This is a genomic window from Moraxella cuniculi (assembly GCF_900637105.1).
Classification (GTDB): domain Bacteria; phylum Pseudomonadota; class Gammaproteobacteria; order Pseudomonadales; family Moraxellaceae; genus Moraxella; species Moraxella cuniculi.
This window is the reverse complement of sequence record NZ_LR134343.1, coordinates 553,840-579,310: the sequence shown is the minus strand read 5'-3', so window position 1 is coordinate 579,310 and position 25,471 is coordinate 553,840. Positions and strand designations below refer to the sequence as shown.

Annotated in this window: 25 protein-coding genes and 1 other annotated feature; of the genes, 17 read left to right on the top strand and 8 right to left on the bottom strand. The window is 46.2% G+C overall.

The window, feature by feature from the left end; all coding sequences use genetic code 11:
• Positions 1-278: 278 nt before the first annotated feature.
• The gene (locus EL162_RS02720) at positions 279-1,985 is read right to left on the bottom strand and encodes an FMN-binding glutamate synthase family protein (RefSeq protein WP_375537703.1); all 1,707 of its coding nucleotides are present in this window, start codon (positions 1,983-1,985) and stop codon (positions 279-281) included.
• Between the two features lie 285 nt (positions 1,986-2,270).
• On the opposite strand from EL162_RS02720, the gene hutC reads away from it, so the two are divergent.
• From hutC to EL162_RS02705, 3 genes are all read left to right on the top strand, one after another.
• Positions 2,271-3,002, top strand: a complete 732-nt coding sequence (hutC, locus tag EL162_RS02715) for a histidine utilization transcriptional repressor HutC (RefSeq protein ID WP_126329923.1) — start codon at positions 2,271-2,273, stop codon at positions 3,000-3,002.
• An 80-nt stretch (positions 3,003-3,082) separates the two neighbouring features.
• Positions 3,083-4,606, top strand: coding sequence for a UvrD-helicase domain-containing protein (locus tag EL162_RS02710; RefSeq protein WP_126329921.1), 1,524 nt, complete (start codon positions 3,083-3,085; stop codon positions 4,604-4,606).
• Positions 4,607-4,622: 16 nt separating this feature from the next.
• The gene (locus tag EL162_RS02705) at positions 4,623-5,588 is read left to right on the top strand and encodes a tRNA dihydrouridine synthase (protein WP_375537710.1); all 966 of its coding nucleotides are present in this window, start codon (positions 4,623-4,625) and stop codon (positions 5,586-5,588) included.
• A gap of 7 nt (positions 5,589-5,595) precedes the next feature.
• Here the strand turns inward: EL162_RS02705 and EL162_RS02700 are convergent, their stop codons facing one another.
• The 6 genes from EL162_RS02700 to tyrS form a co-directional block, all read right to left on the bottom strand.
• Positions 5,596-6,213, bottom strand: coding sequence for a P-loop NTPase family protein (locus EL162_RS02700; protein WP_126329917.1), 618 nt, complete (start codon positions 6,211-6,213; stop codon positions 5,596-5,598).
• A 23-nt stretch (positions 6,214-6,236) separates the two neighbouring features.
• On the bottom strand, positions 6,237-6,923 hold the full coding sequence (locus tag EL162_RS02695) for a hypothetical protein (RefSeq protein ID WP_126329915.1): 687 nt from the start codon (positions 6,921-6,923) through the stop codon (positions 6,237-6,239).
• 138 nt (positions 6,924-7,061) lie between these two features.
• Positions 7,062-7,256 carry a hypothetical protein gene (locus EL162_RS02690; protein ID WP_126329913.1) on the bottom strand — a complete coding sequence of 65 codons (195 nt, stop codon included), beginning with the start codon at positions 7,254-7,256 and terminating at the stop codon, positions 7,062-7,064.
• Between the two features lie 174 nt (positions 7,257-7,430).
• Complete coding sequence (locus EL162_RS02685) at positions 7,431-9,206, bottom strand: ABC transporter ATP-binding protein/permease (protein WP_126329911.1); 1,776 nt, start codon at positions 9,204-9,206, stop codon at positions 7,431-7,433.
• A gap of 66 nt (positions 9,207-9,272) precedes the next feature.
• A complete protein-coding gene (locus tag EL162_RS02680; protein WP_126329909.1) occupies positions 9,273-11,441 on the bottom strand; it encodes a TonB-dependent receptor in 2,169 nt (722 codons plus the stop codon).
• A 269-nt stretch (positions 11,442-11,710) separates the two neighbouring features.
• Positions 11,711-12,919, bottom strand: a complete 1,209-nt coding sequence (tyrS, locus tag EL162_RS02675) for a tyrosine--tRNA ligase (RefSeq protein WP_126331647.1) — start codon at positions 12,917-12,919, stop codon at positions 11,711-11,713.
• Positions 12,920-13,158: 239 nt separating this feature from the next.
• Positions 13,159-13,281, top strand: a sequence feature (His leader region).
• Positions 13,282-13,309: 28 nt separating this feature from the next.
• Between tyrS and hisG the strand changes: the two genes are divergently transcribed.
• Genes hisG through hisC form a run of 4 tightly spaced genes read left to right on the top strand, consistent with a single transcriptional unit; the run spans position 13,310 to position 16,804 of the window.
• Positions 13,310-14,206, top strand: a complete 897-nt coding sequence (gene hisG / locus EL162_RS02670; protein WP_126329907.1) for an ATP phosphoribosyltransferase — start codon at positions 13,310-13,312, stop codon at positions 14,204-14,206.
• 51 nt (positions 14,207-14,257) lie between these two features.
• Complete coding sequence (hisD, locus tag EL162_RS02665) at positions 14,258-15,559, top strand: histidinol dehydrogenase (protein WP_126329905.1); 1,302 nt, start codon at positions 14,258-14,260, stop codon at positions 15,557-15,559.
• Between the two features lie 9 nt (positions 15,560-15,568).
• Positions 15,569-15,727 (top strand): hypothetical protein, encoded by a 159-nt coding sequence (locus EL162_RS09930; protein ID WP_018652615.1) that lies wholly within the window; start codon positions 15,569-15,571, stop codon positions 15,725-15,727.
• 21 nt (positions 15,728-15,748) lie between these two features.
• Positions 15,749-16,804 (top strand): histidinol-phosphate transaminase, encoded by a 1,056-nt coding sequence (gene hisC / locus EL162_RS02660; RefSeq protein ID WP_126329903.1) that lies wholly within the window; start codon positions 15,749-15,751, stop codon positions 16,802-16,804.
• Here the strand turns inward: hisC and EL162_RS02655 are convergent.
• Positions 16,788-17,120, bottom strand: a complete 333-nt coding sequence (locus EL162_RS02655) for a DMT family transporter (RefSeq protein WP_126329901.1) — start codon at positions 17,118-17,120, stop codon at positions 16,788-16,790. The two genes, hisC and EL162_RS02655, sit on opposite strands and share 17 nt — an antisense overlap.
• Before the next feature lie 198 nt (positions 17,121-17,318).
• Here EL162_RS02655 and hisB point away from each other — a divergent pair, with 198 nt between their 5' ends.
• The 10 genes from hisB (at position 17,319) to EL162_RS02605 (ending at position 25,402) form a co-directional block, all read left to right on the top strand.
• Positions 17,319-18,407 (top strand): bifunctional histidinol-phosphatase/imidazoleglycerol-phosphate dehydratase HisB, encoded by a 1,089-nt coding sequence (gene hisB, locus EL162_RS02650; protein WP_126329899.1) that lies wholly within the window; start codon positions 17,319-17,321, stop codon positions 18,405-18,407.
• A 99-nt stretch (positions 18,408-18,506) separates the two neighbouring features.
• Complete coding sequence (locus tag EL162_RS02645; RefSeq protein WP_126329897.1) at positions 18,507-19,040, top strand: hypothetical protein; 534 nt, start codon at positions 18,507-18,509, stop codon at positions 19,038-19,040.
• Positions 19,041-19,129: 89 nt separating this feature from the next.
• The gene (locus EL162_RS02640) at positions 19,130-20,041 is read left to right on the top strand and encodes a DUF5655 domain-containing protein (protein WP_126329895.1); all 912 of its coding nucleotides are present in this window, start codon (positions 19,130-19,132) and stop codon (positions 20,039-20,041) included.
• Positions 20,038-20,628 (top strand): imidazole glycerol phosphate synthase subunit HisH, encoded by a 591-nt coding sequence (gene hisH / locus EL162_RS02635; protein WP_126329893.1) that lies wholly within the window; start codon positions 20,038-20,040, stop codon positions 20,626-20,628. Before EL162_RS02640 ends, hisH begins: the two co-directional genes overlap by 4 nt.
• Before the next feature lie 97 nt (positions 20,629-20,725).
• The gene (locus EL162_RS02630) at positions 20,726-21,064 is read left to right on the top strand and encodes a BRO-N domain-containing protein (RefSeq protein WP_126329891.1); all 339 of its coding nucleotides are present in this window, start codon (positions 20,726-20,728) and stop codon (positions 21,062-21,064) included.
• A gap of 72 nt (positions 21,065-21,136) precedes the next feature.
• On the top strand, positions 21,137-21,886 hold the full coding sequence (gene hisA, locus EL162_RS02625; RefSeq protein WP_126329889.1) for a 1-(5-phosphoribosyl)-5-[(5-phosphoribosylamino)methylideneamino]imidazole-4-carboxamide isomerase: 750 nt from the start codon (positions 21,137-21,139) through the stop codon (positions 21,884-21,886).
• Positions 21,887-21,894: 8 nt separating this feature from the next.
• A complete protein-coding gene (hisF, locus tag EL162_RS02620; RefSeq protein WP_259772337.1) occupies positions 21,895-22,641 on the top strand; it encodes an imidazole glycerol phosphate synthase subunit HisF in 747 nt (248 codons plus the stop codon).
• A gap of 88 nt (positions 22,642-22,729) precedes the next feature.
• Complete coding sequence (locus tag EL162_RS02615) at positions 22,730-23,470, top strand: methylated-DNA--[protein]-cysteine S-methyltransferase (RefSeq protein ID WP_126329885.1); 741 nt, start codon at positions 22,730-22,732, stop codon at positions 23,468-23,470.
• Between the two features lie 22 nt (positions 23,471-23,492).
• On the top strand, positions 23,493-24,092 hold the full coding sequence (gene hisIE / locus EL162_RS02610; protein ID WP_126329883.1) for a bifunctional phosphoribosyl-AMP cyclohydrolase/phosphoribosyl-ATP diphosphatase HisIE: 600 nt from the start codon (positions 23,493-23,495) through the stop codon (positions 24,090-24,092).
• 83 nt (positions 24,093-24,175) lie between these two features.
• Positions 24,176-25,402 carry an anhydro-N-acetylmuramic acid kinase gene (locus tag EL162_RS02605; protein ID WP_126329881.1) on the top strand — a complete coding sequence of 409 codons (1,227 nt, stop codon included), beginning with the start codon at positions 24,176-24,178 and terminating at the stop codon, positions 25,400-25,402.
• The last annotated feature ends 69 nt before the right edge of the window (positions 25,403-25,471 follow it).

Genomic DNA, 25,471 nt, shown 5'->3' with positions numbered 1-25,471 from the left:
GCTGGCAAATCCACCGCACAATACACCATGTATCTATCACTAAAAAAGGAGCAGCTGCCACGCTTAATTTGCCAAGCACTTTTGCGGTTTTGGGGTAAGAAAATTATCCCTTATAAAAGCATTGGCATATGTTTGGCGGTGCGTTTATCAATAAGCCATCATAGCCATGCAAATAAAAACCATCATAGCCTCATTTATCACCTGATTATGAAATACTTAGCCAAAAAAACCGCCAACAGCAGCTGGCGGTTCTGGTTTCATGTGAAACATCAAACACATTATGTGCAATGCTCTTGGTGGGCTCGTGTGCGTTCATTTTGAGCATCGACAATTTCATCGGCAATGGTCATCGCCTGAAAACTGTTCGGATCAGCAAGTTTCCACATATCATCAAGCACACGGCGACCACAATTACCCGTCAGCAGCGAACCTGAATCGATGAACTGATAATGCTCGGACAACAGCTTAATCCAGCCATCTGGCTGACGGCGAACGATATGGTGCGGCATCAACTCATTGGGGTGATTCAGCCCTGCACAGCCGACAATTTCGGCAAGTGCCTTGAGGGTATTTTGGTGGAAATTTGCCACACGGCGTGATTTGTCAGGCACATCAAGGGCTTTTTGTCGAGCAGGGTCTTGGGTGGCGACCCCTGTTGGGCATTTGTTGGTATGGCAAGAGCGAGACTGGATACAACCCACTGCAAACATAAAGCCGCGTGCCGAGTTGCACCAATCAGCCCCCAGACCCATCAGCTTGGCGATATCAAAACCAGAAATCACCTTGCCACTGACGCCCACTTTAATCTTATCGCGAATGCCAGCACCGACCAAAGTATTTTGGACAAAAATCAAGGCATCAACCAGCGGCATACCGACCGAATCCATAAACTCCACAGGTGCAGCACCCGTGCCACCTTCGGCACCATCAATGACGATAAAATCAGGATAGTTGTCTTCTTCAATCATCGCCTTGACAATCGCCATAAACTCCCACGGCATACCGATACACAGCTTAAAGCCAACAGGTTTGCCACCTGACAGCTCACGCAATCTCTGCCAAAAATGCACCAGCTCGCGTGGCGTGCTAAACTCTGGGTGAGTTGGTGGCGAGATACAATCAATGCCCATCGGAATATCACGAGTTGCAGCAATTTCTTCGGTGATTTTTGAGGCAGGCAGTACGCCACCCTTGCCGGGTTTTGCCCCTTGTGATAACTTAATCTCAATCATCTTCACCTGTGGCAAGCTGGCACGCTGCACAAAGGTCTCTGGATTGAATTTGCCCTGTTCATCTCGGCAACCAAAATATGCCGTTCCCAACTGCCAAATCAAATCACCGCCATGCTTTTGGTGATATGGGCTGATGCCCCCTTCGCCCGTGTCATGGGCAAAACCACCCTGCTTTGCCCCTTTGTTCAGCGACTCAATCGCCGCTGCCGACAACGCCCCAAAGCTCATCGCCGAGATATTAAACACCGACAAATCATAAGGCTGGCTACAGCGTTCGTTGCCGATACGCACACGGAAATTATGATCGCTGATTTTGTGGCTGCGTCCTGAATGCAAAAACCAGTCTGTGCCAGGCTTGCTTAAGTCATTCAAGCTGCCAAATGCTGTCGTGCTATCAACATCTTTGGCACGCTGATAAACAATCGAGCGTTGCAAACGAGAAAATGGCACTTCTTCACGATCGCCCTCGATAAAGTACTGACGCACCTCTGGGCGGAAATTCTCAAACAAAAAACGAATGTGTCCGCTGATTGGATAATTGCGTAAAATGGCGTGGCGTTTTTGGTTGATATTATAAATCCCAAGACAAGTCAGGCACACTGTGATAAACAGCAGCCACCAAATCTTGAAAAAAAATGAAATAGGAATCAATAAGATACAGACCCACAGCAAGGCAAAGCGTGGCAGTACCAAAAACAGATAATTGGCAGAATCCTGCGATGGTTTTGATGGTGTCATGTGATTTACTGTCATTATTAAAGAGGCTAAAGGCTTGCACACAAAATAAACTTGGTGCTTGCTGGCTTTGGCACAGTGCCAAATGTGCAATTTACAGCCAATTATTATAGCACAGCTATTTTTTGATAATATTTGCCAAAAATGATAAAGCTATTATGAAAACAAATAAGTAAGCCAAGCACGGCTTTTGATTGCCACCAAACGCTTGCATCTTGCTGATGGTGGTTGCCAATTGCTTTATTTTTTGGTAGATTTTGGTTACAATATTTCAAGTATTTGTTCAACCAAATTAAAATCAGCATGGCAAACAAAACCCCTATTTATCTGCGTATCAAACACGCCATTTTGGAGAATATTCACGCTGGCATTTGGGCATCGGGCGTTGCAATTCCTGCCGAAATAACGCTGGCTCAGAACTTTGGCGTTTCTCGCATGACGGTAAACCGAGCCATCAAAGAACTAGAAGCCGAACGCATCTTGCAGCGAATCCAAGGCTCTGGCACTTATGTTGCCCAGCAAAAATACAACAATGTCCACATTGAGATACAAAACATCGCCAATGACATTCGCTCAAGCCATCAACGCTACCACGCCCAAGTGCTAACGCTTGGCTCATTAAACCATGAACAACTCACCACGCCCGAGAACCGCTGGCTGGCTGAGCTGTTTTTTGGTGGCACGCCAAGCGATGACGACCAGCTGCACCGAGTTGATATTGTGCATCATGGCGATGATTTGCCCATTCAGTACGAGCAGCGATGGGTAAATGCCAAGCTGTGTGCCGATTTTATCCATCAGGATTTTGAAAAAACCAATACCAGCGACTATCTTATCAACCATGTGCCACTTGAATACGGCGATTATCAAATTCAAGCAGTCATGCCGCCCCATGAAGTGCGTACAGCCCTGCTGATGACAGAAGGTGAACCAGCCTTGTTGCACACTCGCCACACCAAATCACAAGGCATGGCGGTAACTTTTGTAAATATGTGGCACGCAGGCAGTCGCTTTTCGTTTGGTGGTCAATTGTAGCTTGGCAGCTCATCAGCAAGCAGCTTGTACCAACTACGCCAAGCTGTGATATAATAGCTTTTTTGTCAAATGTACGCCCCATGAAGCACAGCGATTATCAAAGCCCTGCGATACACGGGGTCAGCACCGCCCACACTCGCCCCACACCCACCCAAGAGCAACTTGCGGCACTGGATATGGCACGCACAGGGCAGTCTTTTAAGATTGTCGCCTATGCTGGTGCGGGCAAAACCACCACCTTAAGCCTTATCAGTGAGAATTTGCGAGGTCGCGGGCTGTATTTGGCATTTAACAAAGCAATTGCCACCGAAGCACAGGGTAAATTTCCGCCCAATGTTCGCTGTCAGACCTTTCATTCGCTGGCATTTCGTCATGTCAATCGTGATATCACTGCCAAAATCCAGCTGCCACGCCTGACACCTGCACGACTGGCGGACGAGCTGGGATTGACTGCGATTGGTTGCGAACGCACCATTGACGGTGTCAAAAAATCCGTTACGCTCACGCCTGCCAAACTTGCCAATATCATCAGCGAGGCGTTGAGTACTTTTTGCAAAACCTCATCAGCCTACCCTGCACCACGCCACATCACCGCCCCCAGCTGGATGAATGAGACCGATGCCGCAGCCCTGCAACAAACGCTCTATCCTGCCTTTGAGCAACGCTGGCTACAGTCCATTGACCCACGCCATCAAGCAGGCATTAGCCACGATATTTATCTGAAGTTATGGACGCTGTCAAATCCCATTATCCCTGCTGATTTTATTTTATTTGACGAAGCCCAAGATGCTGACCCGCTGATGATGGGGGCGTTGATTCGCCAAGACAAACAAACCATCTATGTTGGCGATGCTCACCAGCAGATTTATGAATGGCGTGGAGCCTTGAACGCTATGAAGCGATTGCCCTATCCGCAGACACTTTTGACGCAGTCGTTTCGCTTTGGGGAGGCGATTGCCGATGTTGCCAATGTGTTTTTGACCGCCTTACAAGAATCCATTCCCTTGCAGGGCAACCCAAATCAGCATTCAACACTTGCCAAAAGTTTGGTGCATGGTGCCAAAGATGCCATCTTGTGCCGCACCAATGCCACGGCTATGGCTCGCCTGCTTGAGGGCTTAAAACTGGGGCATAAGGTTGCTTTGCAAGCCGACAGTCAGCGAATTTTGCGATTTTGCCAAGGTGCAGAAAACCTAAAAAATGGCAAATCCGCCTATGGCATTCCTGAACTTGCTTACTTTGGGCATTGGGCAGAGGTACAAGAATTTAGCGAAACGGGCGAAGGTGGCGACCTGAAAACTTGGGTCAAGCTCATCGAGGAGCATGGCACTGCCACCATCACCCACGCCATCAACAGCCTAAGCACCCAACGCCACGCCGACTATGTCGTATCCACCGCACACAAGGCAAAGGGGCTAGAATGGCAGCGTGTACAAATCAGCGATGATTTTTTGTACGACATCAATCAATTGGCGGTAAAAATCACCCCCGAAGAATTGCGACTATTGTATGTGGCTTGTACGCGTGCCAAAACCCTGCTTGACATTCATAATATCAGCGATTTGATTCATAGCCTACCGCACAAAAAGCTGATTTATGGCTAATACAGTGAGACTTGCCGTGCCTTTTTCTGAATTATTCGCCCAGCCTGTTCGCCTGCTTGCACCGATGGAGGGTCTGACCGATCCGTTGATGCGGCATATCTTAACAAGCATTGCTCATCGGCTACATGCACCGTATGACTGGGCGGTCAGTGAGTTTATTCGTGTTACGCATTATCCTTTGCCTGCTCATGTGTTTTATAAGGCAGTGCCTGAACTGCATCACGGTGGACGCACGCCCAGTGGCACGCCTGTGCATATTCAACTTTTGGGCAATAATCCTGAAATGATGGCACAAAGTGCGATGGTTGCTACTAAGCTAGGTGCTTTGGCGATTGACCTTAATTTTGGCTGCCCTGCCAAAACAGTCAATAATCACAAAGGCGGCTCGGTGCTGCTGCAAGAGCCAGACACGCTTTTTGCCATCATTAAGGCGGTGCGTGATGCTGTGCCACAAAGCATACCTGTCTCTGCCAAGATTCGCTTGGGCTATACCGATGACAGCTTGGCAGGCGACATTGGGCTGGCGGTGCGTGATGCTGGTGCAAACTGGCTGACTGTACACGCTCGCACCAAGGTTGATGGCTACAAGCCACCTGCCTATTGGGAAAAAGTTGCCCCCTTTACCACGCTTGGCATACCTATCATTGCCAATGGCGAGATTTGGCACGCCGAACACGCCCACCGCTGCACCGAACAAGCAAACACACCACACCTCATGCTGGGTCGTGGGGCAGTTACTCGCCCCGATCTGATTGCTTGTATTGCTGGCAGCGGCACTTTGGATTGGGCAACTCTGTGTGATTATCAATTGCAGTTTTTGTCAGACAATACCGACAACCAAAGTGGACTGATTGGTCGCTACAAACAATGGCTGGGTATGCTAAGCAAAGGCTATGCCGAAGCGGACGCACTGTGGCAAACGGTCAAACGACTCAAGGACAAAGACCAGATTACAAACCTGCTCATCGGTACGCCACCCTAACCCAGCCTTACGCTTTGCGAAAATGACGAATATCAATCACCAATTTTTCTTTGGCAATCTCATCAAGTTGTTTATCCAACCGACAGGCGTTGCTTGCATCAAGATTTGCGTCCCATTCGTCCAGCAGCACCGTCTGCACCCCAAGCTTAGCAATCTCATCTAGCTCGGCAATTAGCTTTTGCCCTGTTGATCCTTGTATCCTACCATTAAAACACAGCTCATGCTTAGCTGGCAGATAAAAAGCTGTACTGCCAAGCTTTCGTTTTAATAACAATAGCTGACTGCTCTTGCCCACGCCATTTTTACCAGTTAAGGTCAGCCTGCCGATTTTCGGTAAATTCTGCGGATTAAAAACTTGCTGGCTTTGTTTGATTGTGATGCCATCGGCACAGATACGCTGTGCCAAATCAGGCTCACTCATCGCCAACGCCTGTGCTAGTCCATCAAGCCTTGAACGCACAACGCTAAGATTCACGCTTTGGTTAATCAGCGCATAGCACACCTGCAAAATCTGCACCTGCCTTGGCAATCTCGCCACCAGTACCGCAAACACTGGCAAATCGTTCATATTTTGATAAAACAGTGCCGCAGTGATCGCCATCACAGGAACAAGTAGGCACAGCATACCGATATTAGATACAATGTGGCTTACCGACTGACAATGCACATTAGCCCACTTGGCTTGATTAAATTTATCTTCAAGTGCGTCTGATAAATATGCTGGCTGTATTGATTACCCAAAACCACATTGTCCCACGCTCTATTTAGCCACGCAATCAGATTAAGCCTGTTGTTTTGGGCATCTTTAGCGATTTTATCAAGTTTGCCAAATTGATTTAAATAGCAAAACGCCAATAGCACGCCAACGACATAACCCAACAAAATGCTACTATCTAGCACCAAGACAAAAACCAAGATATTAAGCACAATGTTTAATAACAGGCTTGAAATTTCAAACAAAGTATTGAGCGTGCTATCGATGGTGGCTTTGCTCTCTTGGCTGAGCATGGCTAGGCTTGTCTGCTTGGTTGTGTCATCAGGATAAAAACCAACCCTGCCTAAAAATTTATCTTCAAAGCGCTTGATATAGCCAAGCCATGCAGTATATTTGGCACGCTCAAGATACACCATGCAAAAGTAGGCAGGTACATACACCACGACCAGTGAGATCACAAACAATACCGCATAGAGCATGGAAATCTCGCCCTGCCCCACCCCTGCTGCCAAGCGAGCGATAAAATAAGTAGAGGACGCAACAATCAGCTGCTGAATACACAGACAAAGGGCGGTGATTTTCAGCTCTGTATTGAGTAAATATGGATATTTGGTAAACATACCATCTTCCATGATCTATTAAAAAACTCTCAATATTTCAATTTATTGACACACGATAAGAAATCATCCATCTGCGGCACCAGATTAATTTTTATCATTCAATGCAGACTGCGTGATGAATAAATCTGATAAATATTACTAAAGAAAATCTTCAGTAATAATACCAAATCTAAAAGAGTTCGGTCTTACTACCTCTGGTTGATAATACCGCAAAAAACCATGAAAAGAACTCTCAAGATCTTGCGTATTTGAAAACACATAGTTTTGACTTTGGGTTGCAGAAAGCACAATCATATTCGTGTAAACGCCATTCAAGCCCAACGACTGCATCATATCAATTTCCTTTTGATTAGCCAATGATGAATAAGAGAGAAACTCCTTGTAAAACAAAAATACCAAGAAAAATCCTTGGTATTTCATGCCATTGTAATTTTTTGGGCTTGTCAAACCTTTTGATAAATTTTGTAACCCAGCGATTAGACAGGTATGACATAAGCCAGCTGTTCATTAAACGGTGATGTGCAAGGTCTTATTATGATGGACAGCCAAACCGCTGCGATGACCGACACTGACCACGATAGCATGGGGCAGATGCGTACCAATCAGCTCATACGCCAGCTGTTCATTTGCCTCATCTAAAGCAGAAGTCGCCTCGTCCAAAAACACCACATCAGGTCGAACAAGCAGCACACGAATAATACCAATGCGTTGCACTTGCCCTGGGGTCAGCTGCGTTTGCCATGTACGCACTTCGTCCAGCTTATCTGACAATGACCCAAGCCCAAACACTTCAAGCCATCGGCAAATTTCCTCATCTTTGGCGTTGATATTAGGATAACAAATCACCTGTTTTAGGCTGCCCTGTGGCACATAGCCTCGCTGCGGCACAAACCAAGTTTTCACCGCTGTCGTCAGCACCATCGCCCCCACCGTTGGCAAGGGATAAATCCCCGCCATCGCACGCAACAGGCTCGTCTTGCCCACACCCGAAGCCCCTTGGATTAACAGCCTATCGCCCGCCTGTAGATGCAAATCAATCGGTGCAAACAACACGCCCCCTGACACTGTGGTTAGCCCAAACTGCTGCAACACCAGCTCGTGCTTTTGTGTTTGTGATGACTCATCAGCAAGAGTGGTGGTTTGATTAACCGTGCCAATCTGTGCCAAAGAATTTAAAAATCCATACAAACGATTGACTCGTGCTTGGTACAAGGTAAATTGCTCATAAAACAAGCGAAAAAACGACAACGCACGCATAAGACGGTTAAACGACTGCACCGTCTGATGCACATCGCCAAGTTTAATCTGCCCTGCAAAAAATCTCGGTGCCTGAATCATAATCGGCAACAACATGGCAAATTGCGTTACCCCTGTATTAAACCCTTCTAGACCCAAAGAACGCTTGATAATCGCCCAACGATTGCTAATGATGGCGTTAAAATAGGCGGTCAAATTAATTCTCTCTCGCCCCTCGCCACGATAAAATGCGATGCTCTCGGCATGATCTCGCACTCGCACCAGTGCATAACGATAATCGCCATGCCGATGTTCTTTTTCAAAATTCAGCCGAATCAGCGGCTTGCCAATCCATACTGCAATCGCTGTCGCCAAAAGGATAAAGATATACACCAAAAACACCGCAGCTTTGGGAATCTCAATTCCTGCAATCACCAAAACGCCCGACAAACCCCACAAAATCAGCGTAAATTCAATGGAGGACAAAATCGAATTTAGCACCCCGCGAACCATCTCTAGTGTATCTGTGATAAAAGCGGTGGCATCTTGTTCGATACGCTGGTCAATGTTATCTGGCACATCGTCATTGTGGCTGATGCGATAGTAGTTTTGATTATCCAGCCATCTGTCCAAAAGCACCGCATTTAATTTCTCAAGCCAACGAATCTCAAATACCTGACCGACCAAAATATCGATAATCTCTTGGATAATTTTTACGCCCACCAAGGCGGCATTAATCAGGGCAAAAAACCAAAACGCCGATGGCTGCATTTCTTGCAACGAGGTATATAGCCCATTATAAAAAAAGGTATTTAGCACGCTGATACGCACCTCAATCAGCACAAAGGCGATGAGTGCCACCACCATCAATACCACCTTTATGAGCGAAGTGTCGGCAAGACAGGGCTTGCTGATTGCCCAAAACTTGCGTCCCGTATCCGTCCAGCGTATCAGCCCAAAAAACACCACAGCAAAAACCACACAGACCCACACAAGCGTCTGCCCAAGCCAAACTGCCGAACCACTTAATTCACTCTGCCAATCCATAACCACCACCAAAAAACATCAAAAAGCCCTTTTTGGCAAATCACTTGGCACAAAAAGGGCAAAAAATTAGAAAGATTGCGTATAGCTGATGGTATAGCTGCGACCACGACCACCAGAGAATCTATCCGAAGTTGGCAGCACCGTACTGGTTAGGTAGTTGAGGTATTCTTCATTGAGCAGATTATTAACACCGATACCCAACTCGCCCTTGCCAAGCGGCTGTCTGTAGGCGACATCAACCAGCGTATAACCCGAAAATGACGACTCTCTGCTGTCCACCGCTGGATAATCTCGTGAGAACAGATGGGTTGCAGTGGCGGTGAATCGCTTGTTATTTGGCAATTTATGCACCAAGCCAAGGCTTAGCTTGTTTGGGCTGATATTGCGTGCTGGCATATCCACCATGACGCCATCGCCAGCAGCATCGTATTTGCCTTGGGCATAAGCATAGCTTGCTGACAGTTGCGTGTTGTCAGTAGCCTGATAGCGTAGGGCAATCTCTGCACCCTTAATGTCGGTTTTTTGGCGAACTGCTTGATACCCTTCGGTGAGCGGATTGTATTGCAATGTTGAGCCTAGGTCTGACTTGGACTGATACACGCTGGCATCGGCGGATAATTTTTCGCCATAGAATCTCACACCAAGCTCAGTGTTGTCTGTTACAATCGGTTCAAGATTGGTATTGGCGACACTGCGTCCCACATCGGTAATGCCACGCAAAGCATTGCCAACATCTGGCATACCAAGCCCTTTGGCATAGTTGGCAAAAAGCTGTGTGTTATTATTCACATCATAAACCACGCCTGCACTTGGTAACAGCTCGTCAAATTTTAGCTTGCCGCCTGCCACCTGCGTGGTTGTCCAGCGTCGATTGCCAAATCTGGCTGCACGCGTATATCCTGCCAGCGTCTGAAAGTCATCTACCGTCAATTCACCATTTTCATAACGCACGCCTGCACTGATATTTAGCCTATCAGCCAAACGCACACGAGCCTGCACAAAAGGCGATACGGTGCGATACACCATCTTAGGTGCCCACGAGCGATTATAACGAATGAGTCGCTGCTCGGTGGTGTCTTGCATGGCATCAACCCCTGCAGTCAGTGCCAATTTATCCTGCCACAGATTGTCTTTATTAATGGTGAATTTGCTGCCGATTTTTGTTGATTCATTTTGTGATTGGTCAAGCAGCTGACCATTGGGTGCGATACTTATGTCTTGATAATTGGCGGCATAATTTGCCCCATAGCGTGCCGCAAAGTCATTATAAAAAACCTGTGCCGACAAACGCGTACCAAAAAAATCCTCATCGTCATAAGTGGCATTAACCGTCAGCACATCGTTATAAGGATTTTCGCCTTGCTCGCCATCGATGGCTGGGTTGTATTTGCGTGCCGTATCCGTGCGTCCTGTGCTGCGATCACCTGCGACATTGACATAATCTTGACTGCCCTCAAGATGATAATAATTCACCGAGGCGGCAATTTTCTTATTGTCATCAAGGCGATAACTGCCCTTTGTCAGCACATCGATACTGTCCGAGCCTTGCACATCGCCTTGGTTGCCATAGATGCCCATCATGCGGCCATCTGCTTGATAATACATGCCTTCTTTGGCATATTTGACAGCAAACAAGCCATCAACCTTATCATTGCCATAGCTTGCCTGATAGCGTACATCGCCGCCCAGACCTGCCGACTTTAGCTCACTTGATGAGCTAAGCGACACGCCAATTTGCTGACTTAGTCCATCTTCACGATTGGATTTGGTGATGAAGTTGATAATACCCCCTGTTGCACCAAGTCCTTGCTCGGCTGAGGCACCATAGACCACCTCAATGCGATCCACCATCGACAAATCAATGGTGCGACTCTCGCGGCTGCCGTTTCGTAGCGGATTGGACTGCGGCACGCCATCAATCATAAACAGCACATCACGCCCACGGAAACTCTCGCCCACCGTACCCAATTTCTCGCTTGCTGGTGCATAACCCGGAATGAGCTTTGCCAAGGCTTGAGAGGTATCACCACTAATCAGCAGCTGATCGTTGATTTGTTCACGATTAATAATCAGCACCTTTTGGGCGGATTCTTTTAGGGTCTGCTGACCTCGTTTGGCGGTTACATATTCTGTTGCCAATACTGTGGTTGGTTGTTCGGCTGCCTGCACGCTGGGCGATAACGCCGCCAAAACAGATACACAAAGTAGCGATGGGGTAAAAACGGATTTGGTCATGATTATTTCTCAAAAAATGAACGATTGTCTCAACAAAAAAACCACTTGTCTTTTAACAAGTGGCTTCCTTTAAATAAAAATCATTCTTATTAATAAAACGAGTGTCATTATATATTTATTTTGACAAATAATCCATGTATATTTTGGGGAATTTTATGGTTTTTTGTGATGAAATTCAGCAGTTTTATGACCAAATGCCAACAAATTATACCAAAAAAGCAGCCTGCCATCGCAAGCTGCACAATTTTTGGTGCAATTTTGCGTAATGCTTAGCCAACCGACACCTTGGCGTAGGATTTTTTGCCCGCCTGAATCACCACCGTCTGTCCTGCTGTCATGGCAAACGAGGCATCAACCACCACGCCATCAACCTTCACCGCTCCACGAGACAGCATATCTTTGGCTTGGGCGGAATTTTTTGCCAAATTCGCTTGGTTTAAAATCTGGGTGATAAACAACCGCTCTGCCCCTGCCAAAGACAACTGAACCTCTGGCAAATCAATTGGTAGCTCACCATCAGCCAAGCGATTGCCTGCTGATTTGTGGGCATTTTCTGCCGCTTGCTTATCATGAAAACGCTCAATCAGCTCCTGTGCCAAAATTTTCTTTAGCTCTTGCGGATTGCGACCATTCGCCATTTGTTCAAGCAATTCATTGACCTCGCTCATCGGCTTGAAGCTCAAAAGCTCAAAATACCGCGAAATCAGCGTATCAGGCATGGAGAGGATTTTTTGGTACATGACCCCAGCAGAATCATTGATGCCGATATAATTGCCGAGCGATTTGCTCATTTTTTGTACGCCGTCCAACCCCTCCAGAATCGGCATGGTCAGGCACACTTGTGGCTGTTTGCCATAGCGTCCTTGTAATGTACGCCCCATCAATAGGTTAAAAGTCTGATCGGTACCGCCCAGCTCAACATCTGCATCAAGGGCAATCGAATCATAGCCCTGCACCAGCGGATACAAAAATTCATGAATGGCAATTGGTGTCTGGCTGGCGTAGCGTTTGGCAAAATCATCTCGCTCAAGCATACGCGAAACGGTAAGCTGACTGGCAAGTGCAATCATGTCCCCTGCACTCATCTGACCGAACCATTGTGAGTTGAACACGATGGTGGTTTTGTCTTTGTCCAAAATCTTAAACACCTGCTCAGCATAAGTTTCGGCATTTGCCTTGACTTCTGCTTCGGTCAAGGGCGGTCGTGTGGCATTTTTACCAGATGGATCGCCGATGCGTGCGGTATAATCACCAATCAAAAACAGCACCTCATGCCCCAAGTCCTGAAAATGACGCAGCTTATTTAATACCACCGTATGCCCAAAGTGCAAATCTGGTGCGGTCGGATCCATGCCAAGTTTGATACGCAAAGGGCGTTTTTCGTCCAGCTTGGCAATCAAATCTTCTTTGGAATAAATATCTTGCACACCACGCATGATAAGCTGCAATTGCTCTTCGGTAGATAAAAACTTGCTCATGGCACACCCTTGTTCATTGGTCGCCCACTTATCAAATCTGATGTCGGCGATGGCTGTCATTATAATAAATCGCCATTATAGCAAAACTTGGCAAAAAAACCTACCGATGATGGCAATACGCAGGCTTTGAAAATAATTTGTAAAAATATACCAAAACAGCTTGCAATTTTAATCACGGTTGCTATAATGAAAAAATCACCCATAATGGATAACAAAATGAAACTCCCCCAAATTCGCCATCATCACCACCATTTTTCCTGATTCTTTCGGGCAGTTGGTGTGTTCGGAAGAAAATTCCGAGCGAGTTTGAATTTCACCCTATTTTAACCCCTCGGAAACCAAAATTCCGAGGGGTTTTCTTTTGCATTTATCGATAACAAGGAACACAAGATGACAACACAACGCTTACGCATTGCCATGCAAAAATCAGGGCGGCTTAGCCAAGAATCGCAAGCCTTACTCAAACAGTGTGGGGTAAAAATTAACTGGAACGAACAGCGGTTGATCGCCTATTCACAAAATCTGCCGATTGATATTTTACGCGTGCGAGATGATGACATTCCGGGGCTTATTTTTGACGGCGTGGTCGATCTCGGCATTATCGGCGAAAATGTGCTGGAAGAAGAGGAACTCGGTCGCCTCTCGGCAGGCGAAACGCCAAGCTACAAAATGCTCACTCGCCTCGATTTTGGCGGTTGCCGTCTGTCCCTTGCCGTACCGCGTGATTTTGCCTACCAATCCGTGCAAGACCTTGCCAATGCTCGTATCGCCACCTCCTACCCCAACCTGTTAAAACGCTATATGGCAGAACAAGGCGTGCCGTTCAAAAACTGCTTGCTCACAGGCTCGGTCGAAGTCGCCCCCACCGCAGGGCTTGCCTTGGGCATCTGCGATTTGGTCTCATCAGGGGCAACCTTAGAGGCAAACGGCTTAAAAGAAGTTGAGGTGATTTACCAATCGAAAGCCTGCTTAATCCAACGCACCGCCCCTTTATCAGATGAAAAACAGGCGTTGGTCGATAAATTGCTCACTCGCATTCAAGGCGTGCAACAAGCCAGCGAGTCCAAATACATTATGCTCCACGCCCCGAAAGACAAGCTCTCCGCCATCACCGCCCTGTTACCGGGGGTAGAAAATCCAACCCTCTTACCGCTTGCCAGCGACCCGAACAAAGTCGCCATGCACGTGGTCAGCCAAGAAAATCTCTTCTGGGAAACGATGGAACAACTCAAAGAGGCCGGGGCAAGTTCGATTTTGGTGCTACCGATTGAGAAAATGCTGGCATAAATATCGCTTGCAAGCGGTCGGATTTTTTAAAATTTATACAAAGGAAACAAGATGCAAACCCTGATTTGGAAAAACTTAAGTTGCCAAGAAAAACGACAAGCCCTCACTCGCCCTGCGATTAGCGGTAGCCAAAGCATTGTTGAGGCGGTAAATCAAATCAAAGATGCGGTGCTAAGCCGTGGCGATCAGGCATTATTTGAACTCACCGAAAAATTCGACAAGGTCAAATTAGACAGCCTTATCGTCTCCGCCGAGCAGATCGAACAAGCCGCCCAGCGTGTGCCTGCCTCGCTTAAGCAGGCGATCCAAAACGCCAAAGCCAATATCGAAAAATTCCACACCGCTCAAATTCCGCCCGTGGTCGATCTTCAAACTCAAAACGGCGTGCGTTGCCAAGTGCTAACACGCCCAATCAACCGTGTCGGCTTGTATATTCCAGGCGGTTCGGCACCGCTATTTTCCACCGTGCTAATGCTCGCCATTCCTGCCAAAATCGCAGGTTGCAAAAGGATAGTTCTCTGCACGCCGCCCCCAATTGCGGACGAAATTTTGTACACCGCCCAGCTTTGTGGCGTACAAACCATTTACGCCATCGGCGGTTCGCAAGCGGTGATCGCAATGGCGTTCGGCACGCAGACGGTCGCCAAAGTCGATAAAATTTTTGGGCCAGGCAACGCCTTTGTTACCGAGGCGAAACGCCAAGTGTCGCAGTCGGTCAATGGGGCAGCGATTGATATGCAGGCTGGGCCGTCCGAAGTGCTGGTGCTTGCGGACGAATTTGCCGATGCCGATTTTGTGGCAAGCGATTTGCTCTCGCAAGCCGAACACGGGGCGGACAGCCAAGTAATTTTGGTTACGCCAAGCCAAGCCCTCGCCCAAGCGGTCGAACAGGCAATCGAACGCCAATTGGCAAAATTGCCGAGAAAACAGACCGCTTGTAAAGCGTTGGAACATAGCCGAATTTTCATTGCCGAAAGCCTTGAACAAGCGGTCGAAATCAGCAACGAATATGCACCTGAACATTTGGTGGTGCAGGTTAACAACGCTCGCTCACTGCTCGACCAACTCGACAACGCTGGCTCAATTTTCTTGGGGGCGTACAGCCCTGAAAGTATGGGCGACTACGCCAGTGGCACCAATCATGTTCTGCCGACCTACGGCTACACTCGCACCACGTCAAGCCTTGGTTTGGCTGATTTTTGCAAGCGAATGACCGTGCAAGAACTCACTCCGCAAGGCTTTCAAGATCTCGCCCCAACCGTGATCGCAATGGCAGAGGCGGAACAATTAGAAGCTCACAAACAGGCGGTGGTGGTGCGACTTGCAAAAATGTCCCAAAATCAACCAATTTAAGGAAATAAAATGCGAAAATTTATCTATATATTGATTGTAATTTTACTCTTAGTGCTATTTATCAAACCTACTATCCAAGAATTTTTTGCCAAAGATGATTGCTTGGATAGAGGTGGCAGTTATAACGCCCAAAGTCAAATTTGCGAAGGGGCAAGATCGCCCAATTAACCAGCTTAAATAAGGAAAAATATGCAAATCACCAAACTTTCTCGGAAAAATATCCAAGCCCTCACCCCTTATCAATCGGCGCGCCGTTTGGGGGGTCGTGGCGATGTGTGGCTAAACGCCAACGAATACCCGACTTCGCCTGATTTTGACCTTTTAACTCGTCAATTTAACCGCTATCCAGAGGCTCAACCTGCTGCCGTGATCGATGGCTACGCTCAATATGCTGGCGTGGATTCTCAAAATGTGCTGGTCAGCCGTGGCGGTGATGAGAGCATTGAGCTGATTATCCGTGCTTTTTGCGAGGCAGATGATAGCGTGTTGTATTGTCCGCCGACCTACGGAATGTACGGCGTTTCTGCCGAAACCTGTGGCGTGGCGGTGAAAACCGTGCCTTTGACGGCGGATTTTCAGCTTGATTTGCCCGAAATCGCCCGCCATCTGGACGGCGTGAAAGTGGTGTTTGTGTGTAGCCCGAACAACCCGACTGGGGGGCTAATCAAGCGGCCTGATTTGCTTGAGCTTTTGCAAATGACGGCAGGGCGTGCCATTGTGGTGGTGGACGAGGCGTACATTGAATTTTGCCCAACTGTGACAATGGTCAATGAGCTGGGCAATTTTCCGCATTTGGCGATTATCCGCACCCTGTCCAAAGCCTTTGCACTGGCAGGCCTTCGGTGCGGTTTCACCCTTGCAAGCCCAGAGCTTATCGGCATATTGCAAAAGGTGATCGCCCCTTATCCGTTGCCTGTGCCTGTGTCAGATATTGCCGCCCAAGCCCTTGCCCCACAAGGGATCGCCACAATGCAAGCAAGGGTGGCTAAGCTTAACGCCCTGCGTGCCGATTTGCAAAAAAATCTTGCCAAACTACCGCTTGTTGAGCAGATTTTTGCAAGCGAGGCGAACTATCTTTTGGTGAAATTCAAAGACGGGCAAAAAGTGTTTCAAGCCTTGTGGGATCAGGGAATTATCCTGCGTAATCAGCACACGGCGTTATCTCTTGCCAACTGTGTGCGGATTACGGTTGGCACGGCGGACGAAAATCGCCGTGTGGTGCAAGCGATTAGTGCGATGAGCTAGACGAAAACAGGTTGATCACCAGCACACCACCGATAATCATCGCCATTCCGATAAAGCCTGCCAAATCAGGCTTTTGACCGAATAAAAAGAAGGCGACCAACGCGGTCAGCACGATTCCCACCCCCGACCAAATGGCGTACACAATCCCAAGCGGTAGGGTGCGGGTGATGATAGAAAGTAGGTAGAGTGCGATGACAAAGGCGACAATCGCAATGGCGGTTGGAATGGGCTTGGTAAAACCATCGCTCGCCTTGATTGAATTTGAGCCGATCACCTCAACAATAATGGCAATGCCTAATAAAAACCAAGCGTTCATAAAAAAATCCTCGTAAAAAAGAGGGCGTATTTTAACCCAAAATCATTTTTTGCCTAGACTTGTTTTTAAAAAAGTTTATGCGCAAAATAAGAAAATTTGACAAAATCTCACCGCTTGTAACTGCTTTTTTTGCGTTGAGATGATGGCAAATATAATTTAGTTAATTTAACAAATTTATCGCACAATAAGGAGATAAAAATGCCACAACAATCTATTTTATTTATCGACCGAGACGGCACGCTTATTGACGAGCCAAAAACCGATTTTCAAATTGATAGTTTAGAAAAATTACAATTTGAGCCGAATGTGATTCCTGCATTATTAAAATTAAAACCCTATTACCGTTTTGTGATGGTCAGCAATCAAGACGCCTTAGGTACGCCTAAATTTCCGCAAGAAAATTTTGATAAACCGCATAATGCGATGATGAAATTATTTAATTCACAAGGCATTTTCTTTGATGAAGTGTTAATTTGTCCGCACGCCCCAGAGGATAATTGTGAATGTCGTAAACCCAAAACCAAATTATTAACAAAATATATCGAACAAAATTTATTTGATCCTAAAACCAGTTTTGTTATTGGAGACCGTGAAACCGATTTAAAACTTGCCGAAAATTTAGGGATTCAAGGTTTACAATACACCAGAGAAAAATTAAATTGGGATCTGATTGCCGAAAAATTATTGCCAAAACCGACCGCTTGCAACCGCCCTGCTCGCTATGCCGAAGTCGTCCGCACCACCAAAGAGACCGACATCAAAGTGCAGGTATGGCTGGACGAAACAGGGGTAAATGAAATCAGCACCGGCGTGGGCTTTTTCGACCATATGCTCGACCAAATCGCCACCCACGGAGGCTTCCGTATGAATGTGCAATGCAAAGGCGACTTGTGGATTGACGAACATCACACGGTCGAAGACACCGCCCTCGCCCTCGGCACGGCTCTCAAACAAGCCTTAGGCGAAAAAAGAGGCATTGCCCGCTTTGGCTTTGTGCTGCCGATGGACGAATGCAAAGCCGAATGTACGATGGATTTGTCAGGGCGACCATACTTAAAATTCAAAGCGAAATTCAACCGCGAAAAAGTGGGCGATTTTTCCACCGAACTGACCGAGCATTTTTTCCAATCCCTCGCCTACACCCTAATGGCAACCCTGCACCTCAAAACCCGTGGCGACAACGACCACCACAAAATCGAAAGCCTGTTTAAAGTGTTCGGCAGAACGTTGAGACAGTGTATCAAGGTTGAGGGGGATCAGTTGCCGAGTTCGAAAGGGGTTTTATAATTTAACGCTCTGTTGTTATTAATAAATAAGAGCCAATCCATGCGGTAAAATTTTATAAAATCCTACCGCTTGTATTATCAACCTATGAGGAAAATTCACATGAAAAAACTCTCGTTATCTATCGCAACTCTCGTGCTTGCTGGCTGTGTTAATACAGAATTATCAACCAATCAAGCCCAATATGATGCAGCCAATCAGGCGAGAATTCGTTTATTCGGTCAAAATGGCAGAGCCACTGTGATGGAGGTCAATGCCAATGGCAACACCGAGACGGTCAGCGTTGGTGGTGGTATGGGGCAAGCTTTCTCGTCATTGGTTGGCTTAAAAGGCAACGAAAGCATTGGTATGCCTGCAACGCAATTTAGCAAAAATCCAGCACAATTTGCCAATATTGGCTCAACGCCTTTCTTTAAAGAATTTATTGTCCCTGCCAATGCTGAAATTACCGTCAATAATTCAATTAGAACGCCAAATCATACTTTTACAGATGCTTCAACAGGTAAAAAAACAACGGCTTATTCTTATTGCTCTGGTCAAAAAATAACTTTCACCGCAAAAGCAGGGAAAGATTATGAAGTAACGCCAAGTGCTTCAACACAAGAATGCGGCGTAACACTTTATGAATTAAATTAGTATAATTTAAAATCTGCTATTTTTTCCATAGAAAAGCAACCAATATTACCCTACCTAATATTGGTTGCCAGCAAACTTAAGGATAGAAAGTGCAAATTTTTTATAAAAACAAAGCCAATCTTTGCCAATTAAAAGAAATGCCCTTTCGGCGAGAAAAAGACATTCAGGCAATTTTTGAAAACAATTTGACCCAAACCACAGGTTTGATATTGGTTAAATCGGAATTTTCGGTCCAAAATCAACGAATTGACACGCTTGCTTTTGATGCTGAAAATAACGCCTTTGTCATTATTGAATATAAGCGAAATCACAATTATAGCGTGTTTGATCAAGGCATTAGCTATTTAAATACCCTGCTAAAACATAAGGCTGATTTTGTTTTGGAATATAATGAACGATTCGATCAATCATTGAGAAAAAATCAAGTGGATTGGTCGCAAAGCAAGGTTGTTTTTGTGGCTCCTGCATTTAATCAAACGCAAAAGCAAGCCGTTGATTTTAAGGATTTAAATATTGAACTTTGGGAAATAAAACAATTTGAAAATGATATTGTTGTGATTAATGGCTTGCCCAAATCCGCCTATCAGCCGAGCATTAAACTGTCAAATGATAAAAATAATGATGAATTGGCTAAAATCACAAAGGAGTTAAAAACTTATAGTGAAGATGAACATTTGCTTGGCAAATCAGATGATGTTGTTGAGCTTTATCAAATTTTTAAACAAGGCATTTTAAATTTAAATCCTGAAATTACCACAACGGCAAAAAAACTATATATCTCGTTTAAATTAAACGGCACAATCAGTGATATTGAAATTCAAAAATCGGGATTAAAAATAGCCATAAATATGAAAAAAGGCGAATTGGACGACCCGAAAAATTTAACCAAAGATGTTTCTGCCATTGGTCATTGGGGCAATGGTGATTATCAAGTCATCGTCAAAGATACAGAAAATTTAGAATATATTATGAGTTTAATTAAACAGGCATTAAAAATATGAACCTCACCATCATCGACACAGGCTGTGCAAACCTGTCTTCGGTAAAATTTGCATTCGATCGTTTGGGGATTTCGGCACAAATCACCAAAGATTTAGCCAAAATCAGATCGGCGGATAAGCTCTTGCTCCCCGGTGTGGGGACAGCAGCCGCTGCAATGAAGATTTTGCAAGATCGTGATTTGATTGAGACAATCCGTAACGCCACTCAGCCCATGCTCGGCATTTGTTTGGGTATGCAGCTGATGACCGAATTTTCGGCTGAGGGCAATGTGGAAACGCTCAAACTGATGAGTGGCAAAACCGAGCTTATCCCCAACACGGGCTTGCCGTTGCCACATATGGGCTGGAATAAAGTGCGTTATCAAACGGATCACCCCCTGTTTCACGGCATTTCGCAAGATAGCCATTTTTATTTTGTGCATAGCTTCGCCGTGCTGCCGAATGACAGCACCATCGCCACCTGCGATTATGGCGTGCCGTTTTCGGCGGCGATCGCCAATAAAAACTTCTACGGCGTGCAGTTCCACCCCGAGCGGTCGGGCAAAAATGGGGCGAAATTGCTGAAAAATTTTGTGGAAAATCTCTAATTTTGTGAGCTTGATCGAAAAATTAACACCTCGCCATTTTGCTGGCTAAAAATTGCGTTATACTTTTATCATTACTGGTATTTTTTACAGAGGATTTATGAGCGAGATTAAACTTTTTGAAAATAGCCAAATTCGTTCTGTTTGGCATAACGAATTAGAGGAATGGTTTTTTAGCATTGTGGATATTATTTTGGTGCTCACAGGCAGCTCAAATCCTCGCCGTTATTGGAGTGATTTGAAACGGAAAATCCAAGATGATGAAGGGGGCATCGAACTGTACGAAAAAATCGTACAGTTGAAAATGAAAGCTCCAGACGGAAAAATGCGAGAAACCGATGCCACCGATATGCAAGGCGTTTTTCGGATTATTCAATCCATTCCCTCTCCCAAAGCTGAACCGCTAAAAATGTGGCTGGCGGAAGTGGGAAAAAACTGATCGAACAACTTGTTCAACAAAACCACAAGCGGTAACTTTCCGCGAAATTTTTATTAAAAGGACACAACATCAATGAAAAAATCCATCATTATCCCTGCCCTTGATTTGATTGAGGGGCAGGTGGTGCGACTGCATCAGGGCGACTATGCCAAGCAGACGACCTATTGCGACAATCCGATTGCTCAATTCGCTCGCTATGTTGAGCAAGGGGCGAAGCAGTTGCATTTGGTTGATTTAACAGGAGCCAAAGATCCTGCCAAACGGCAAACGGCGTTAATCGCTCAAATCATCGAAAATACCCACTGCCCGATTCAAGTGGGGGGCGGTATTCGTTCTGAGCAAGATGTGGCGGATTTGCTCAACGCAGGGGCGAACCGTGTGGTGGTAGGCTCTACCGCCGTGAAAGATTCAGCAATGGTCAAGGGCTGGTTTGAAAAATATGGGGCAGAAAAATTCGTGCTGGCGTTGGATGTAAACATTGATGCAAACGGTCAAAAAATCATTGCGATTAGCGGTTGGCAACAGGCAAGCGGTGTGTCGCTAGAAACGGTGATCGAGGATTTTCAAGCGGTCGGATTACAGCACGTTTTATGCACCGACATTTCCCGAGACGGCACGCTGGCAGGTTCAAATGTGGAGCTTTACCGTGAAATTTGTGCCAAATATCCTAATGTGAATTTCCAATCCTCAGGCGGTATCGGCTCGCTGGCGGATATTGAGGCGTTAAAAGGCACGGGCGTAGCGGGCGTGATTGTCGGGCGTGCGTTGCTCGAAGGTAAATTTAATGTGGCGGAGGCTATCGAATGTTGGCAAAAAGAATAATCCCTTGTTTGGATGTACGAGATGGGCAGGTGGTCAAGGGCGTGCAGTTTCGCAACCACGAAATTATCGGCGATATCGTACCGCTTGCACAACGCTATGCGGACGAAGGGGCGGACGAATTGGTGTTTTATGACATCACCGCCTCATCGGACGGTCGCACGGTCGATAAAAGCTGGGTGGCACGGGTGGCGGAAGTGATCGACATTCCGTTTTGCGTGGCTGGCGGAATCAAAACCCTTGAAGATGCGGAAAAATTGTTCGCTTTTGGGGCGGATAAAATCTCGATCAACTCCCCTGCCCTTGCCGATCCTGCCTTGATTACCAAGCTGTCGCAACGCTTTGGCGTGCAAGCCGTGGTGGTTGGCATTGATAGCTGGTTTGAGCAAGAAACTGGCAAATATTGGGTCAATCAATACACGGGCGATGAAAAACGCACCCGCCAAACCAACTGGCAACTGCTCGACTGGGTGCAAGAAGTACAACGCCGTGGGGCAGGCGAAATCGTGCTAAATATGATGAACCAAGACGGCGTTCGCAACGGCTACGATTTGGTGCAACTCAAAAAAGTGCGTGAAGTGTGCCAAGTGCCACTCATCGCCTCAGGCGGTGCTGGCGAAATGGTGCATTTTCGGGACGCATTTACCCTTGCAAATGTCGATGGGGCATTGGCGGCAAGCGTGTTTCATAAGCAGATTATCAATATTGGCGAGTTGAAAGCGTATTTGGCGACGGAAGGGGTTGAGGTTCGTAGATAATCGTAGGCGAGGGTTTTAACCCTCCCGATAGGTGAGTTGAAACTTGCCCCTACGCAAATTTTGTAAGCGGTCAAAAAAGGAGTAAAAAATGCAAATATGGGATATAGTTTCCTCTTTACCAAGTCAGTGGAAAACGATAGCCGATTGGTTGGTTACCCAAAATAATCCGCCAAAATCTTATTCTCTTTTTCCCTTTAATTCAGAGGCTGAATTATTGGTATTTAAAAAAGATTTTCAAAAAGCACTTGGCATATCTTTAGGAAAATATGTGCGTTTAAGACGTGTTGATTATTTATTACATCAAATCAACGAAAAGTTTAAACAAGCCTTAAGTGCTAATTATATTGAGACTCCTTTGGGTGAAATGTTAGCCATATTCTCGGAAAAAGGCTTGTGTTTATTAGAGTTCTGCGATAGAAAAATGTTAGAAAGCGAGCTGTTGGCTTTACAAAAAAATCTCAAAGCGAATTTTATTTTTCAAACCACCGAACAAAGTATTCAACTTACGCAAGAGCTTAGTGAATATTTTGCTGGAGAAAGAAAAAATTTTAGCATTCCTCTTGATATTATTGGCACAGAATTTCAAAAAAGTGTTTGGCAAGCGTTACTGAATATTCCTTATGGGTCAACCAGCAGCTATAAATTGCAAGCAGAGTCTATGGGTAAACTCAGTGCGATTAGAGCCATAGCTGCAGCTAATGGGCGAAATCAAATTTCTATTATTATTCCTTGCCATCGTGTGATAGGTAGCGATGGTGATTTAGTAGGTTATGGCGGTGGAGTTGATCGAAAGAGAGCCTTATTGAAATTAGAAAAGACTTTTAATTAATGACCAATAGAGAGAAGTGAACATGCAAAATATTGATTGGCAAAAAGTGGGCGGATTACTGCCCGTCATCGTGCAAAATTATCAAACCTGCGAAGTGTTAATGCTGGGCTATATGAACGAAGAGGCACTGGCAAAAACCATTGCAGAACAACGCGTTACCTTTTATTCTCGCACCAAAGGCAGGCTTTGGACGAAAGGCGAAACCTCGGGCAATTTTTTAAATGTGGTGGAAATGAGCCTTGATTGTGATAATGATAGCTTGTTAATTCTGGCAAATCCAATCGGCGAAACCTGTCATACAGGGGCGGAAAGCTGTTTTCATCAATTTGACAAAACGCCCGATTGGATCTTTTTTGCTAAATTAGAACGCTTAATTGCTGAGCGTAAAGGGGCAGATCCTAGCACCTCCTACACCGCAGAATTATACGCCAAAGGCACAAAACGAATCGCCCAAAAGGTCGGCGAAGAGGGGGTGGAAACCGCCCTCGCCGCCACCGTCAAAGATCGAGCAGAGACCATCTGCGAAGCGGCGGATCTTGCTTATCATTTAACCGTTTTATTGCAAGATGCCGACTTAAGCTGGGCTGATGTGATTGCTAAACTTAAAGAGCGGCATAAATAATTAACACCCTCTCAAATCATGGATAATTTGGCAAAAATTTGCTATGCTAGCAAGCTGATAAGAAACTTAAAAAAGGCAATGACATGGCGACAGATTTTGTGGCACAGATGAGCCAGCTGTTTGATGATGCACAGGATTTAATGGCAGATACGCCCTATTTTATTGGCATGATGAGTGGCACAAGTCTAGATGCGATGGACGCTGTCTTGTGCCAATTTTTTGACGATGAACGCACAGTGGAGATTGTTGCAAGCCACAGTTTGCCTTTTACTGATGATTTGCGTGCCGTGTTGTTGGCATTGACTGTGCCAAATGGGGCAGTTTCGGTCATCTCGGATTATAATCTTGGCTTTGACAGCGAGCTTGATGTATTCGGTTGGGCAAGCGTCTATTATGCTTCATTTGCCGCACAGGTTGTCATTGAACTGCTTGAAAAAGCCAACATCAGTAGCGACAAAGTCTGTGCCATCGGCTGCCACGGTCAGACGGTCAGACACCGACCACAGTGGGCATTTAGCCTGCAGCTCATTGATCCCAATTTGCTCGCTGAATACACAGGCATTAGCGTTGTTAGCGATTTTCGTCGCCGTGATATGGCGGTCGGTGGTCAAGGGGCTCCTTTGGTACCTGCATTTCATCAGGCAATGTTTGGCAATCATGCAGCAATAAAAGCCGTGCTCAATCTGGGCGGCATTGCCAATATTACTTTGCTAAATCAGCCATTAGACAGCACCCAAGTGGGCTTTGATACAGGTGTGGCAAATCTACTTATGGACGCATGGATTGCCAAACACACAGGCAAACCGTATGACAAAGACGGTGCATGGGCGGCATCAGGACAAGTGATTGAGCCATTATTACAACTTTTGCTTAGCCACCCATTTTTTGCCAAAAAACCACCAAAAAGCACAGGTCGTGAGGAATTTCATTTAGAATGGCTTAACAATAATCTTGAAAAACTGCACCAAAATCACCCTTCACTTAGCTATCAGGCTGCCGATGTACAAGCCACGCTTGCCGAGCTGACCGCCGTCAGTGCCACCAGCGAAATCTCTCGCTTTGTTGATGATGGCGTGCTGGTTGTTTGTGGCGGCGGTGCCAAAAATCAGCACCTCATGCGTCGCCTGCAAGCCCATCTGTCAACCATGTCAGTCAGACCAAGCGATGAATTTGGCATCGATGTAAGCTTGGTTGAGAGCGTAGCATTTGCTTGGTTGGCACGCCAAACCATCTTGGGACGCACAGGCAATCTACCTGCCGCCACGGGAGCATCTAGAGCTGTTGTGCTGGGGCAAGTGTGCTTTGCTTAAATTAAAACGCACACCACGCCAAGCCTGACAACTTCCCAATGTGTCAGCGGTGGCGTGTTTGCTTTTGTC

What these genes read in the sequence shown, in the direction of transcription:
- EL162_RS02690 (WP_126329913.1), bottom strand. Translation starts at nt 7,256, where the DNA reads ATGATGCAGTCGTTGGGCTTGAATGGCGTTTACACGAATATGATTGTG.
- tyrS (WP_126331647.1), bottom strand. Translation starts at nt 12,919, where the DNA reads ATGAGCAAGTTTTTATCTACCGAAGAGCAATTGCAGCTTATCATGCGT.
- hisD (WP_126329905.1), top strand. Translation starts at nt 14,258, where the DNA reads ATGCAAACCCTGATTTGGAAAAACTTAAGTTGCCAAGAAAAACGACAA.
- EL162_RS02605 (WP_126329881.1), top strand. Translation starts at nt 24,176, where the DNA reads ATGGCGACAGATTTTGTGGCACAGATGAGCCAGCTGTTTGATGATGCA.
- EL162_RS02615 (WP_126329885.1), top strand. Translation starts at nt 22,730, where the DNA reads ATGCAAATATGGGATATAGTTTCCTCTTTACCAAGTCAGTGGAAAACG.
- EL162_RS02685 (WP_126329911.1), bottom strand. Translation starts at nt 9,206, where the DNA reads ATGGATTGGCAGAGTGAATTAAGTGGTTCGGCAGTTTGGCTTGGGCAG.
- EL162_RS02630 (WP_126329891.1), top strand. Translation starts at nt 20,726, where the DNA reads ATGAGCGAGATTAAACTTTTTGAAAATAGCCAAATTCGTTCTGTTTGG.
- EL162_RS02695 (WP_126329915.1), bottom strand. Translation starts at nt 6,923, where the DNA reads ATGTTTACCAAATATCCATATTTACTCAATACAGAGCTGAAAATCACC.
- hutC (WP_126329923.1), top strand. Translation starts at nt 2,271, where the DNA reads ATGGCAAACAAAACCCCTATTTATCTGCGTATCAAACACGCCATTTTG.
- EL162_RS02700 (WP_126329917.1), bottom strand. Translation starts at nt 6,213, where the DNA reads ATGCTGTGCCTACTTGTTCCTGTGATGGCGATCACTGCGGCACTGTTT.
- hisC (WP_126329903.1), top strand. Translation starts at nt 15,749, where the DNA reads ATGCAAATCACCAAACTTTCTCGGAAAAATATCCAAGCCCTCACCCCT.
- hisG (WP_126329907.1), top strand. Translation starts at nt 13,310, where the DNA reads ATGACAACACAACGCTTACGCATTGCCATGCAAAAATCAGGGCGGCTT.
- hisIE (WP_126329883.1), top strand. Translation starts at nt 23,493, where the DNA reads ATGCAAAATATTGATTGGCAAAAAGTGGGCGGATTACTGCCCGTCATC.
- EL162_RS09930 (WP_018652615.1), top strand. Translation starts at nt 15,569, where the DNA reads ATGCGAAAATTTATCTATATATTGATTGTAATTTTACTCTTAGTGCTA.
- EL162_RS02655 (WP_126329901.1), bottom strand. Translation starts at nt 17,120, where the DNA reads ATGAACGCTTGGTTTTTATTAGGCATTGCCATTATTGTTGAGGTGATC.
- EL162_RS02720 (WP_375537703.1), bottom strand. Translation starts at nt 1,985, where the DNA reads ATGACAGTAAATCACATGACACCATCAAAACCATCGCAGGATTCTGCC.
- hisA (WP_126329889.1), top strand. Translation starts at nt 21,137, where the DNA reads ATGAAAAAATCCATCATTATCCCTGCCCTTGATTTGATTGAGGGGCAG.
- EL162_RS02710 (WP_126329921.1), top strand. Translation starts at nt 3,083, where the DNA reads ATGAAGCACAGCGATTATCAAAGCCCTGCGATACACGGGGTCAGCACC.
- EL162_RS02645 (WP_126329897.1), top strand. Translation starts at nt 18,507, where the DNA reads ATGAAAAAACTCTCGTTATCTATCGCAACTCTCGTGCTTGCTGGCTGT.
- hisB (WP_126329899.1), top strand. Translation starts at nt 17,319, where the DNA reads ATGCCACAACAATCTATTTTATTTATCGACCGAGACGGCACGCTTATT.
- EL162_RS02680 (WP_126329909.1), bottom strand. Translation starts at nt 11,441, where the DNA reads ATGACCAAATCCGTTTTTACCCCATCGCTACTTTGTGTATCTGTTTTG.
- hisH (WP_126329893.1), top strand. Translation starts at nt 20,038, where the DNA reads ATGAACCTCACCATCATCGACACAGGCTGTGCAAACCTGTCTTCGGTA.